The organism is Lacrimispora sp. 210928-DFI.3.58 (genome assembly GCF_020554865.1).
Taxonomy (GTDB): domain Bacteria; phylum Bacillota; class Clostridia; order Lachnospirales; family Lachnospiraceae; genus Enterocloster.
Genome location: NZ_JAJCIC010000028.1, coordinates 20,058 through 34,242, shown reverse-complemented (window position 1 = coordinate 34,242; position 14,185 = coordinate 20,058). Strand labels below are relative to the sequence as shown.

Sequence of the window (14,185 nt, the reverse complement as noted above, 5' to 3'; positions counted from 1 at the left end):
GGGAAATGGTTTATTTTAGTAAAGAACAAAGGTGTTCTCTCTCACAGGGAGAACGCCTTTTTGCTATATTAGGCCTTGCACTTAATAAAATTAAGCTGAAAGACATTATATAGCAATATGAGGATCTTTGGATTATGAAAAATTCAAAACAAAAAGAGAGGATGGAAAATCTATGAGCGAAGTATTCAACGTAGCAGAGATGTTCGGCAAGAACGTATTTAACGATGCCGTCATGAAAGACCGTCTGCCAAAAAGTGTGTACAAGAAATTAAAGAAGACCATCGAGGATGGCGCAGAGCTGGATCCCAGCATCGCAGATGTGGTAGCACATGCCATGAAGGACTGGGCCATCGAGCGCGGCGCAACCCATTACACCCACTGGTTCCAGCCCCTTACCGGTGTAACTGCTGAGAAGCATGATTCCTTTATCTCTGCACCAAGCGATGGCAAGGTTATCATGGAATTTTCCGGCAAGGAGCTGATCAAGGGCGAGCCTGATGCATCCTCCTTCCCCTCCGGCGGCCTGCGCGCTACCTTTGAGGCAAGGGGCTATACGGTTTGGGACTGCTCCTCACCTGCATTCTTAAGGGAAGATGCCATTGGCGTTACTCTCTGCATCCCAACCTCCTTCTGCTCCTACAAGGGCGAGGCACTGGACAAGAAGACACCTCTTCTGCGTTCCATGCAGGCAGTCAATGAGCAGGCGCTCAGGATCCTCCGTCTTTTCGGAAATACTACTGCTAAGAGAGTTGCTCCTTCCGTAGGACCGGAGCAGGAGTACTTTTTAGTTGACCGCGCAAAATACTTACAGCGCAAGGATCTGATTTATACAGGACGCACCTTATTCGGTGCAATGCCTCCAAAGGGCCAGGAGCTGGAGGATCACTACTTTGGTGCTATCCGTGAGCGCATCGGCGCATATATGAACGATGTCAACAAGGAGCTGTGGAAATTAGGCGTTCCGGCTAAGACACAGCACAACGAGGTTGCTCCTGCACAGCACGAGCTGGCTCCGATCTATGAGGGAGTAAACCAGGCAGTTGACCACAACCAGATCGTGATGGAGACCTTAAAGAAGGTTGCAGGACGCCATGGCATGGCCTGCCTTCTTCACGAGAAGCCATTTGCAGGCGTGAACGGTTCCGGTAAGCACAACAACTGGTCTCTGACCGCAGATGATGGCACAAACCTGATGAACCCAGGCGATACACCTCATGAGAACGTTCAGTTCCTTCTGGTGCTGGCCTGCATCATCAAGGCCGTGGATATTCACGCTGACCTGCTCCGTGAGTCTGCTGCAGATGTTGGCAATGACCACAGACTGGGAGCAAATGAGGCTCCGCCGGCAATCATCTCCATCTTCTTAGGCGAGCAGCTTGAGGACGTGATCGACCAGCTCTGCGATACAGGCGCAGCTACCCACTCTAAGAGCGGCGGCACCTTAAAGACAGGTGTTGACATCCTTCCGGATCTTGACAAGGATGCAACAGACCGTAACAGAACTTCACCATTTGCATTTACAGGCAACAAGTTTGAGTTCCGTATGGTAGGCTCCTCTGACTCCATCGCTTCTCCTAACACTGTGCTCAATACCATCGTGGCAGAGGCATTCAAGGAGGCTGCTGATAAGCTTGAGAAGGCTGAGAACTTTGACATGGCTGTACATGATATGATCAAGGAAATGCTGGCTGCTCACAAGAGAGTTGTATTCAACGGCAACGGCTACTCTGATGAATGGGTAGAAGAGGCAGAGAGAAGAGGGCTTCCGAACATCAAGTCCATGGTTGACGCCATTCCTGCCCTGACAACAGAAAAGGCAGTAAAGCTCTTCGAGGAGTTCGGTGTATTCACAAAGGCAGAGCTGGAATCCAGAGCCGAGGTTGAGTATGAGAACTACGCAAAGGCTATCAACATCGAGGCAAGGACCATGTTCGATATGGCAAGCAAGCAGTTTATCCCTGCTACGATCAAATACACCACACAGCTGGCAGCTTCTATCTCCGCTGTCAAGACTGCATGCCCGGATGCTGATATCAGCACACAGACAGAGCTCCTTCTTGAGACCTCTGACCTGTTAACCGAGGCAAAGACAGCTCTGTCTGCTCTGGAAGAGGCTACTGCAAAGGCTTCCGCAATGGACGATGGAAGAGACAAGGCAGTTGCTTACCACAGCGTGGTGGTTCCTGCTATGGCAGCCTTAAGAGCGCCTGTTGACAAGCTGGAAATGCTGGTTGACAAGGATCTGTGGCCAATGCCTAGCTACGGCGATCTGATCTTTGAGGTTTAAGAAAAGCTTTACAAGGGGAAATGCGCCCGCCAGACTTTTATGGTGTGGTGGTGCTTCCACTGCTGGGCGCATATAGGTTTCATTAGGTAAATAAGTTTAAAAGCGCTGGGAGCTGCGAAATATGATGCGGTTTCCGGCGTTTTTTATATCATAGGAAACTCCTTCGGAGTCTCCTGCGATACAAAAAGCCCTCCGGGCAGGATTCTTTTTTATTGCATGTGGCGCGGCAGCCCCCTTTTTATTGCTTGCGTTTTTTTCTATATGTGATATAATGTTCACATATTTTAAATATGAAAGTATTTTGAACAAAAATACAGCCGGAATGGAGACAGTTATGGATAGATGGGGACTTATATGCAGAGCGGTTTTGGAGCAGCCGGATGTTACCCAGAGGGAGCTGGCTGAGCAGCTGGGCCTTTCACTGGGAACGGTCAATGGGCTGGTAAGGGAATGCATTGGGAGGCAGTATATTGCAGAGGCAGATGCACAAGGCGCCGAAAGCCAGCCGGGCCGGGGCTGGAGGCTTCTTGAGGCCGGAAGGCAGCTTTTGGAGGAGTATAAGGTGGACGGAGCCCTGATCATTGCAGCAGGCTTTGGCTCCCGGTTTGTCCCCCTTACCTTCGAGATGCCAAAGGGCCTTTTGGAGGTGTTTGGCGAGCGGATGATCGAGCGCCAGATCAAGCAGCTTCACGAGGCCGGAGTATACGATATCACCATTGCAGTGGGATATCTGAAAGAGAAATTTGAATATCTGATCGATAAATATGATGTAAAGCTCCTTTACAATCCGGAGTATTCCTGCAAAAATACCCTGGCTACGATCTACAGGGCCAGGGAGGTGCTTAGGGGTAAGAATATGTATATTCTGTCCTCTGACAACTGGATGCGGGAGAACATGTATCACGCCTATGAATGCGGCGCCTGGTACAGTGCTGTGTTCCAGGAAGGGGAGACAAAAGAGTGGTGTCTTTCCTTCAACAAAAAGGGGAAGATAACCGATGTCAATGTGGGAGGACGGGACAAATGGGTGATGTATGGCCCGGTTTACCTCTCAAAGGAGTTTTCCGCCCGCTTTCTGCCCGTATTGGAAGCCTACTATCATGCTCCGGGTACCGAGCAGTTCTACTGGGAACAGGTCTATGTGGACATGCTGAAGGGGGAGGCGAAGAGGCGTCTGGAGAAGGAAGATGACCCTGCCGGCGAGAAGGACTCAGGCCTTCTTAAGAAGGCAGAGGAGGCCTCAGGCTGGCCTGCCTCCAGATGGGATGAGATCGAGCTATTTGCCAACAGGCAGCAGCCGGACCAGGTATATGAGTTTGAAAATCTGGAGGAGCTGCGCCTCTTTGACACAAAGTATCAGAACCAGTCGGATAATACGGCCATGAAGCTGGTGGCCCAGGTGTTTCAGACGCCGGAATCGGAGATCCATGATCTGAAATGCCTGAAATCAGGAATGACGAACAAGTCGTTCCTTTTCCGCGTAAAAGACAGGCACTGCATCTGCCGTATCCCTGGTCCGGGCACAGAGCTTCTGATCAACAGGAGACAGGAAAAGCAGGTGTATGATGCCATTGCGCCTCTGGGCATCACGGAGCATGTGGTATATATGGATGCGGAGACAGGATATAAGATCGCCGATTACTACGAGGAGGCCAGGAATGCAGAGGCTGACAGCTGGGAGGATATGGAACGATGCATGGATATGCTCCGTCTTCTGCACCATTCCGGCATCCGGGTAGGCCACCGCTTTGATATCCGGGAGCGCATAGGCTTCTATGAGACGCTGTGCAAAAGCCACGGAGGAGTCCTGTTTGAGGACTACGCCCAGGTACGGGAGTGGATGGATCAGATCATGGATATGCTGGAGGCTATGAAGCGCCCGGAATGCCTGTGCCATATTGATGCCAATGTGGATAACTTCCTGTTTTTAAAGGACGGCGGTGTAAAACTGCTGGATTGGGAATATGCGGGCATGTGCGATCCCATAATGGACATTTCCATGTGTGCCATTTATTCCTATTATAATGAGGAACAGATGGAGCGGCTGTTAAAGCTGTATCTGGGAAGAGAGCCGGAGAAGGAGGAGTACGGCGTCCTTTATGGCTGCGCTGCCCTGGGAGGCTTTCTGTGGAGCCTTTGGGCTGTTTATAAAAAGGCTCTGGGCGAGGAGTTCGGAGAATACACCATCATCATGTATCGCTACGCGAAGAAATATTATCGCAAATTACGAAAATTGTAATAAAATTGTTATCTCAAATACAGGCGGGATGTGTTACAATAACTACTAGGCTATGGACATATTATCCTGTTGGATATCATAATAGAAAGGGAATTGCAAGGAGGAGAAGAAATGGGACGTAAAAAATACGTTGCAGCTCTTGCAGCAGCAGGTATTATCAGTGTGATGTCGATCGGAACTGTTTTTACTGCTTACGCTGAGGACGGCTGGGCAAAGTCCAATGACCACTGGACCTATATTTATAACGGACAAACGTATACAGGCTGGCTTGATACAAGCGAAGGCCGCTACTATATGGATCTGTCCAACGGCCATATGACCACAGGTTTTAAGCAGATTGACGGCAAGTGGTACTTCTTCCGGCCCAATGGCCTTATGGCGACCGGCTGGATCAACCCGGAGGACGGCAAATGGTACTACATGCTGGATGACGGCACCATGGTGACTGGCTGGCTGAAGATCACAAAAGACAATGTGACAGATTACTATTTTATGCGCGGCGACGGCTCTATGGCCAGCGGCTGGAGAGAGATGGAGGGCGCATGGTATTATTTCCAGAGCAACGGCAAATGCGTGGTAAACTCCTGGGCGCAGATCAAGGATAACTGGTATCTGTTTGGAACAGACGGAAAGATGATGACCGGCTGGGCAAAGGTGGACAAGGACTACTACTATCTGAACACAGACGGACGCAGGCTGACTGGCTGGCTGACAGACAGCGAGGGCAGCAAGTACTACATGGATGCCAGTGACGGAAAGATGGCTACGGGATGGAAGCAGCTTGACAATTCCTGGTACTACTTTAACACCAACGGCCACATGATGACCGGCTGGATCCAGGTGGACGGAAAGTATTATTATCTGAATCCTGCTAATGAGGGACGCATGATCGCAGGAACTACGGTCAATATCAACGGTGTTGACTACACCTTTGATGTCAGCGGTGCATGCCAGAATGCAGGCGGCGTGTCTGCACAGACACCTGGGACCACGTCCACAGGAAGCGGCGCAACCGGAGTGAACGGAGGACCTGGCGTGGCAGGTTCCTCAAGAGGTGCCAGCAACAGTTCTCCTTCCGGCAGCTCCAATGTGTCCACAACCAGTCCTACAAGCACGAATACGACCAGTCCATCGGGCACAACACTGGCTCCTGGACGCACGGATGGTCCGGGCTGATGAGCACAATATAGAAAGCTTGTTTTGAAGGCAGTACGTTTAAATGGATATAAGGGGGTGTTGCGGCTGTGACTGCTTCACCTCCTTTTGGATTTACAGGTATAGATAAGAGGAGCAGACCGATGAAAATAAATACGCGTATGATGAAAAGATGCCGGTCCCTGGCACTGGCTGGTATGATCGGCGCAGGCGCCCTGCTGCCTGCCGCCAATGCAATGGCAATAGGTCCTGGGGAGTCTGGTTCAGGTGCAGTGATCACATCCGTAGGTTCCGGCGGACCCGGGAGCGGCCCGTCAGGAGGGCAGAGCCAGACAGCAGCTGGGGCGGCAAACACGGATTCTTCCCAATCCGCCGCCGTTCAGACAAATCCCAATGCCTGGAAGCGGGTGAATGGAGTCTATCAGATGTCTGACGGAAGCGCCATAAGCAATGTGCTGGCCAGGGGCATCGATGTGTCCAGATGGCAGGGAGATATTGACTGGAACCAGGTGGCATCCGATGATGTGTCCTTTGTGATGCTGGGCACCAGGTCAAAGGGTGCTGTGGATCCCTATTTCCACACCAATATACAGAAGGCCAGTGCAGCAGGCATCAAGGTGGGCGTCTATATCTATTCCCTTGCCACCACCACCCAGATGGCGGTGGAGGAGGCGGACTTTGTGCTGAACCTGATCCACGATTATCCCGTATCCTATCCCGTTGCCTTTGATATGGAAGACTCCACTCAGGGATTACTCTCAAAGGCAGAGCTGGCGGACATTGCCAATGCCTTCTGCAGAAGGATATCGGAGGCCGGATATTATCCTATTATATATGCCAATGACAACTGGCTGGCCAACAAGCTGGATATGAGCCTTATGAACTATCCTGTATGGGTGGCAAGGTATTCTGCCAGGCCGGCATACCAGAATCCGGTGATGTGGCAGGCCACCAGCAGCGGATCCGTGAAAGGAATAAGCGGCAATGTGGACATTGATTTCCAATTCCGGGATTTCTCCTCTGTGATCCCTGCCAATACATGGAGGACCATTAACGGCAATACCTATTATTATCAGAATTATGTAAAGCAGAAAAACAACTGGATCAATGATGGAAACGGCTGGTATTATATGGACAGCGAGGGACTTACCTCTAAGGGCTGGATCACATTGTCAGGAAAACGGTATTATCTGGATGCGGATACGGGAAAGATGGCTACGGGCTGGAAGCAGGAAAATGGCTCCTGGTATTACCTTGACGGTTCCGGCGCACTGTCCACCGGCTGGATCAATGACGGGGCAGCCTGGTATTATTCCAACTCCGAAGGCGTGATGCAGACAGGCTGGCTGAATGACGGCGGCAGCCGGTATTACCTTGATCCCTCCGGTGCCAGGGCAGCAGGCTGGAGGCAGGAGAACGGAAGCTGGTATTACTTTGACGGCTCCGGTGTGCTGGCAAAGGGCTGGATCAATGACGGGGGAATCTGGTATTACTCTAATTCTGAGGGCGTGATGCAGACAGGCTGGCTGGATGACGGCGGGAACAAATATTATCTCAGAGGCTCAGGAGCCATGGCTACAGGCTGGCGCGAGATGGAAGGAGCCTGGTACTATTTTGATGGTTCGGGAGCCATGGCAAAAGGCCTGGTGGAGGTGGGAGGACTTCATTATTATCTGGATCCTTCCACCGGGATCATGGCAGCAGGGACAGTGCTGGATATCAACGGTACGTTGTTCCAGGCAAACGGCGAAGGCGTTTTAAGCCCGGCAGCCCAGGCAGCGGAGAATGCGGCCCCCCAGGCAGCAGAGGGACAGGACCAGACAGCGGTTCAGAATGAGCAGCCGGAAGGCAGTGGCGCAGGAGGCGCATCCGAAGGAACGCTGGAGGGGCCCGGTGCGGTGATCATCCCCATCGGCGGATGAATCAAATGATATCCAAAACCTACATGCGCCCAGCAGCGTACGTTTGCAGCAAACCTACATGCGTCCAGCGGGTGGATGCGCCACCGCACCGCGAAAGTCTGGTGGACGCATTTGGCATACCTGAATACATGCCGCCTGTCCGGCGGCGGGACTTTTATAGTAAAGCGGCAGGAAAGTAAAGCGGAGATTTCCTGCCGCTTCTTTTTGGTACCGGGGAAGTGTTTGCCATTTTTGGGAGAGGGTACCTGCATTTTCAGGTCCCGGAGGCTCATATACTGGGTTAGAGTATAGTAGGAGCGAAAAGGGGAAGGCCTGTGAAACTGAAATATAAGATATGGCTGTTTGCCCTCCTGTGTGCGGCAGATGTATTCCTGCTCACTGCAATGGTAAGGACAGCGGCTCTTTCCTCCGGCCATGTCCATGTATCTGCAGAGGAGGGGGAATGGAGACTGGAAAATACTGGGAATCAGACAATACAGCCGGAGCCGGACAGAAAGGTGGACCGCTGCATTGCCCTCACCTTTGACGATGGCCCACATCCTGTCTGCACCCCAAAGCTTTTGGACGGATTAAAGGAGCGGGGGGTACATGCCACCTTTTTCCTCATGGGGCAGAATATAGAGGGCAATGAGGCGATCATAAAGAGAATGCAGGAAGAGGGACATCTTATCGGAAACCACAGCTACAGCCACGTGCAGCTGTCAAAGGCCGGGACAGGAGCCGTATGCCGGGCTGTGGATGACACCAGCCGTCTGATCGAGGAGATCACCGGGGAACGCCCCCGCTACCTGAGGCCGCCCTATGGAGACTGGCGTGAAGAGCTGGAGTGCCAGGTAGATCTGACAACAGTGCTCTGGTCCGTAGATTCCCTGGACTGGAAGCTGCGCAATTCCGACAGGATTGTAAAGCGGGTCTTGAAAGATGCCGAGGAAGGGGATATTATATTAATGCATGACATTTTTCCTACTTCTGTATCGGCGGCTCTGAGGATCGTGGATGAGCTGAAGGACAGAGGATATACATTTGTGACAGTGGATGAGCTTCTGATCGACTGAGCAGAGAGGCTTGTCTGACAGGCCTTCATGCGCCCGGCGGGCGCATTTGGCATATCTGAACACATGCCGCCTATCCGGCGGCAGGACTTTTATAGTAAGAGAAAGGATACTGCATGGATTTATTTGATTATATGAGGGAGAATACGATGGAGAAGGAATCTCCCCTTGCCTCCAGGCTCCGTCCAAGAACACTGGACGAGGTAGTGGGGCAGCAGCATATTATTGGAAAGGATAAGCTGCTTTACCGGGCCATTAAGGCAGATAAGCTGGGCTCCGTGATCTTTTACGGCCCTCCCGGTACCGGAAAGACTACTCTGGCCAAGGTGATCGCCAATACCACCAGCGCTGATTTTAAGCAGATCAACGCCACAGTGGCAGGCAAAAAGGATATGGAAGAGGTTGTAAATGAGGCAAAGGACAGCCTGGGGATGTACGGAAGAAAGACCATCCTCTTTGTAGATGAGATCCACCGGTTCAACAAGGGCCAGCAGGACTATCTGCTGCCCTTTGTGGAGGACGGGACGCTGATCCTCATCGGTGCAACCACGGAGAATCCTTATTTTGAGGTGAACGGGGCTTTGCTGTCCCGGTCCAGGATCTTTGAGCTGAAGCCTCTGGAAAAGGAGGATATAAAGGAGCTCATCCTGCGTGCTGTCTATGACAAGGAGCGGGGCATGGGCTCCTATCATGCCGAGATCACGCCGGAGGCAGCTGATTTCCTGGCAGATACGGCGAATGGGGATGCCAGGGCGGCTCTGAATGCAGTGGAGCTGGGGGTCCTGACAACAGACCAGTCAGCTGACGGAAAAATACATATCGGCCTGGATGTGGCCCAGGAATGTATCCAGAAGCGGGCGGTGCGATATGACAAGAACGGGGACAACCACTATGATACCATCTCCGCCTTTATTAAGAGCATGAGGGGCTCGGACCCGGATGCAGCTGTGTACTATCTGGCCAGGATGCTCTACGCAGGCGAGGATATTAAGTTCATTGCCAGGAGGATCATGATCTGCGCCGCAGAGGATGTGGGAAATGCAGACCCTCAGGCCCTGACGGTGGCGGTGAGCGCGGCCCAGGCCGTGGAACGGGTAGGCATGCCGGAGAGCCAGCTGATCCTGTCACAGGCTGCCATCTATGTGGCCACCGCTCCTAAGAGCAACGCTTCCTGCAATGCCATTTTCAATGCCATGGAGGCCGTGCGAACAAAGCGGACCATGCCGGTTCCGGTCCATCTTCAGGATAAGCACTATAAGGGGGCAGAAAAGCTGGGACACGGAGCAGGCTACCAATATGCCCATGATTATCCGAAGCATTATGTAAAGCAGCAGTATCTCCCTGACGGTATGGAGGGCAGCGTATTCTATGAACCCTCTGACAATGGGTATGAGCGGCGGATCAAGGCGCATATGGAATGGCTGAAAAACGATGAGCCGGAAATGAAATAAAATTGGAGAAAATTGGAAGGAATCAGAAGATGACAAAAGGAAGCTTATACTGTGTGAGCACGGGTCCGGGAGATCCGGAGCTTATGACGATCAAGGCCATCCGCACCATCGGAGAGTGCCAGGCAGTAGCCCTGTCCGTGGACGGTACAAGGCGTGATAAAGAATCGATGGAGGAGAACGATGAGGAGGCACTCAAGGCAAGATGTGCAGCCTACCGCATTGCCGCTCCCGTGACGCCGGATTTAGATAAGAAGGAGTTCCTCTATCTCTCCATGCCCATGACAAAGGACAGGGACGTGTTAAAGCAAAGTCACAGACAGGCGGCAGAGTCCATCATAAGCTGCCTTGAGTCCGGGAAAAACGTTGCCTGGCTCACATTGGGGGATGTCACTGTGTATGGGACCTCCCTCTATGTAGTCGAGGCTGTGAGAAAGGCCGGCTTCAGGGCAGAGATCATAAGCGGCGTGCCCTCCTTCTGCGCGGCAGCGGCCAGGCTGGGCCGCCCTCTGGCAATGGGAGGGCAGCAGCTCCACATCCTGCCCTCCTCCTACCACATTGAGGAAGCCCTGGAGTATCCGGGAGTCAAGGTCCTCATGAAGGCGGGAAGCCGCATAGGCCAGGTAAAAGAGCTTTTGATCGAAAAGGGCTGCCGTGCAGAGGGCGTAGAGCGCTGCGGCATGGAAGGCGAACGCACGTTTAAGAGCCTGGAAGAGGTGGACAAAGAGGCCGGATATTATACAATTTTGATCGTGGAATGAGGAGATAATGAGAATGGAAAATTACAGCATGTACTTACCCAGCTACTCCATCGGAGAAACCATATACAGTCAGATCCCGTCTGTCTGCGCGCCCTATGGCTCTGCCATCGTGCTGATAGGAGGACACCGGGCCCTGGCAGCAGCAGAGCCTGGGATCCGAAAGGGGATCGCAGGCAGCAGCCTTCGGATACTGGAGGTCTTTTGGTATGGAGGGGAGGCCAGCTATGAAAATGTAGAGCGTCTGGAAAAGGCTCCGTCTGTCCGGAAGGCTGACATGATATTTGCGGTAGGGGGAGGAAAGGCTCTGGACACAGGCAAATGCTTGGCAAACTGTCTGGGAAAGGCACTGTTTACATTTCCGACCATTGCCTCCACCTGTGCGGCCACCACAGCGGTATCGATCATTTACAATCCGGATGGCTCCTTTAAGGGACCTCACTTTTTTGAGCGTCCGGCCCTCCACGCGTTTATCAATACGGCTGTGATCGCAAAGGCCCCGCGCCTCTACATGTGGGCCGGCATGGGAGATACCTACGCAAAATACTTTGAATCCGAGGTGAGCTCCAGAGGAGAATCCCTTCCCCATTACACGGCTCTGGGGATCCGGATCGCCCGCATGTGCCTTGATCCCATTCTTTCCTATGGCATTCAGGCATTGAAGGACAATGAGGAGGGCCATGCCTCCTATGAGCTGGAGCAGGTCGTGTTGTCCATTGTTGTCACAACGGGCATTGTATCCAATCTTGTGACGGCGGAACACATTATTGACTACAATACAGGCCTGGCCCACGCGGTATTTTATACGCTGACTGCATTTCCTGAGATTGAACAGTATCATCTCCACGGAGAAGTGGTGGGTTACGGTGTGTTGGTGCTCCTGCTTGTGGATGGAAACGAAGAGGAATTTGAGCGCCTTTATGGATTCCACAGGGAGGCGGGGCTTCCGGTGAAGCTTTCTGATATCGGCCTTACCTGGGAGAAGCTTATGACTGTCCTGCCAAGGATCGCTTCCATGCCTGATGTGCAGCACAATCCCTATCCTGTGACAGAGGCCATGCTGGAGGCCGCCTTTGGGCGTTTGGAGGGCATGGGACTATGACGATCCATCAGATTGAATGCTTTTTGGAGGTGGCCCAGACACTTAATTTCACAGAGGCAGCCAATCATCTCTACATCTCCCAGCAGGGCTTAAGCCGTCAGGTCGCAGCCCTGGAAAAGGAGCTGGAGCTGAAGCTGTTTGACAGGACCACAAGGGAGGTCAGGCTCACCAGGAGCGGCGAGCTCCTTCTCTGGCGCTGGAGAGATATCCCAAAGGAGATCTGGGATTCCGTCGGTATGGCAAGGGAGGAAGGTGAGCGCGCCAAGAGCCGTATCCGCATGACGGTTCTTGAAATGCCGGGTATTGTAGAGCTGGCAACCGGAATTCTGGCTGACTATATGGAGTGCAATCCAAACACGGAATTTGAGATCAACGAGTTCTTTGGGGTAAAGGAGCTGTTTAACAGTGACATGGATATCCTGATGACAGTAAGCTATACGTCTGTCTATGAGCATTTGGAAGAAAAATGCGGCTATTTTATACTAAAGAAGCTTCCGCTGTACCTCACCCTTTCCAAACGGAATCCACTGGCAGAAAAAGAGAAGCTGACCTTAGCGGATTTTAAGGGTGAGACGCTGCTTAGCTTATATAAGGACTTTTTCTCCGGGGCAGAACGCAGCCTGTTTGAAATGATCTCAAAAAAGGAGCATATATTGGAAAAGACGCGCTATTATGAAAATATCAACAGCCTGGAGCTGGCGCTTCTTGCCAATGAAGGCGTCCACATTGGCTTCAAGGAGTTCTACCATCATTTTGGGGACCGTCTGGTCATGCGTCCCCTGCCAAATGCGGAAAACCAGATCAGCGCCAGTGTGATATTGGTATGGCGCAGGGAAAATGAGAAGAAGCTGAAAACGTTTATCAGCTTTTTAAAAGAACGCTTTCAGACCCAGGATAATTAACAGCAAATTGTTGTTAATTATCCGCGTTTTGATGTTAGACAAAACAGGGGTTAAATGTCTAAAATACTAGATGGTTGGTTATAAAGGGTTTTAATAATTACAATTTGGGGAAGGCTGCCGTGAGCTGCGGTGTATTTCCCTTGTTTTTTTCTCGATGTAAGTTAAGAAACTGCTAACATTTCAGAAATACGACAGGAAAGGAAAGAGGAGAAGATGAAGAAGACGCGAGTAATTGGAGGAATCGTACTTGCTGCAGCTGCAGTAATGGTGCTTTTCCGGGTCATGAAAAAGGAAGAGCCGGTACCGCCTACGCCGGATCCGGTAGTCATGGCAGAGACTCCGAAAATGGGAGATATCCATCTGACAACAGAGCTCATAGGAAATATCGAGCCTGCTGATATTGTGTACATTTATCCGAAGGCTGGAGGCGATATCACAGCAGTGAATATTAAGGCCGGGGATATCGTGACAGCCGGCCAGGTCATCTGCGAGATCGATACAAAGCAGGTGGACGCTGCCAGGATCGCCATGGAGTCCGCTAAGATCGCCTGGGATGACGCCCAGTCAACCTTAAGCCGCACAGCGCCCCTTCACGCCTCCGGCTTTGTGTCTGATAAAGAGTTTGAGAGCTATCAGACCAATGCTGAGGCAAGGAGGCTGCAGTATGAGTCAGCGAAGCTTGCCTATGACAACCAGATGGAGTTCAGCCATGTGACATCACCCATAAGCGGCCGTGTGGAGCAGTGCAATATGGAGCTTCATGACACGGTGGGACAGTCCACCCAGCTGGCTGTGATCGCAGGGGATGCGGGCAATAACGTATCCTTCTATGTCACAGAGCGCATTAAGAATAATCTGACCCCTGGCGATGGGATCACTGTGACAAAGGAAGGTACCCAGTATCAGGGCACTGTGACAGAAGTCAGCAATATGGCAGAGGCAAATGTAGGCCTGTTCAAGGTAAAAGCCGCCGTGGCAGACAATGAGGTGATGGCTCCGGGCACCAGTGTGGAGCTGACCGTTCCCTCTGATTCCACGGAGAACGCAATGCTTGTTCCTACCCACAGCGTTTATTATAAGGGCGGCGATGCTTACGTTTATACATACGACAGCGCAGAGGGGATCATCCATGAGGTTCCTGTGGAGACAGGGATCTTTGACCAGGATTCCATGGTCGTGCTTTCCGGGATTACAATGGACGATCTTGTCCTCACCACATGGACCTCTGAGCTGAAGGAGGGAACAAAGGTTACCCTGGACGGGCAAAATGCAGATGAAGCCCCGGCTGCTGACAGCCAGCCCCAGGCTCAGTAAAAGGAG

Annotated in this window: 10 protein-coding genes; all 10 read left to right on the top strand. The window is 52.0% G+C overall.

The window, feature by feature from the left end:
* The first annotated feature begins 172 nt into the window (after positions 1 to 172).
* The 10 genes from LIZ87_RS16030 (at position 173) to LIZ87_RS15985 (ending at position 14,179) form a co-directional block, all read left to right on the top strand.
* Positions 173 to 2,287, top strand: coding sequence for a glutamine synthetase III family protein (locus tag LIZ87_RS16030; RefSeq protein WP_227148389.1), 2,115 nt, complete (start codon positions 173 to 175; stop codon positions 2,285 to 2,287).
* A gap of 334 nt (positions 2,288 to 2,621) precedes the next feature.
* Complete coding sequence (locus LIZ87_RS16025) at positions 2,622 to 4,526, top strand: phosphotransferase (protein WP_178315588.1); 1,905 nt, start codon at positions 2,622 to 2,624, stop codon at positions 4,524 to 4,526.
* Positions 4,527 to 4,637: 111 nt separating this feature from the next.
* Positions 4,638 to 5,702, top strand: a complete 1,065-nt coding sequence (locus tag LIZ87_RS16020) for an N-acetylmuramoyl-L-alanine amidase family protein (RefSeq protein ID WP_178315586.1) — start codon at positions 4,638 to 4,640, stop codon at positions 5,700 to 5,702.
* Positions 5,703 to 5,824: 122 nt separating this feature from the next.
* Positions 5,825 to 7,603 (top strand): GH25 family lysozyme, encoded by a 1,779-nt coding sequence (locus LIZ87_RS16015; RefSeq protein ID WP_227148387.1) that lies wholly within the window; start codon positions 5,825 to 5,827, stop codon positions 7,601 to 7,603.
* Between the two features lie 314 nt (positions 7,604 to 7,917).
* Complete coding sequence (locus LIZ87_RS16010; RefSeq protein ID WP_178313736.1) at positions 7,918 to 8,658, top strand: polysaccharide deacetylase family protein; 741 nt, start codon at positions 7,918 to 7,920, stop codon at positions 8,656 to 8,658.
* Between the two features lie 113 nt (positions 8,659 to 8,771).
* Complete coding sequence (locus LIZ87_RS16005; RefSeq protein WP_178313734.1) at positions 8,772 to 10,106, top strand: AAA family ATPase; 1,335 nt, start codon at positions 8,772 to 8,774, stop codon at positions 10,104 to 10,106.
* Positions 10,107 to 10,108: 2 nt separating this feature from the next.
* Positions 10,109 to 10,864: a precorrin-2 C(20)-methyltransferase gene (locus tag LIZ87_RS16000; RefSeq protein ID WP_227148385.1), complete on the top strand. Its 756-nt coding sequence runs from the start codon at positions 10,109 to 10,111 to the stop codon at positions 10,862 to 10,864.
* Positions 10,865 to 10,877: 13 nt separating this feature from the next.
* Positions 10,878 to 11,963, top strand: coding sequence for an iron-containing alcohol dehydrogenase family protein (locus LIZ87_RS15995; RefSeq protein WP_227148383.1), 1,086 nt, complete (start codon positions 10,878 to 10,880; stop codon positions 11,961 to 11,963).
* Positions 11,960 to 12,865 carry a LysR family transcriptional regulator gene (locus tag LIZ87_RS15990; protein ID WP_178313727.1) on the top strand — a complete coding sequence of 302 codons (906 nt, stop codon included), beginning with the start codon at positions 11,960 to 11,962 and terminating at the stop codon, positions 12,863 to 12,865. Before LIZ87_RS15995 ends, LIZ87_RS15990 begins: the two co-directional genes overlap by 4 nt.
* A 213-nt stretch (positions 12,866 to 13,078) precedes the next feature.
* Positions 13,079 to 14,179 (top strand): efflux RND transporter periplasmic adaptor subunit, encoded by a 1,101-nt coding sequence (locus tag LIZ87_RS15985; RefSeq protein WP_227148381.1) that lies wholly within the window; start codon positions 13,079 to 13,081, stop codon positions 14,177 to 14,179.
* The last annotated feature ends 6 nt before the right edge of the window (positions 14,180 to 14,185 follow it).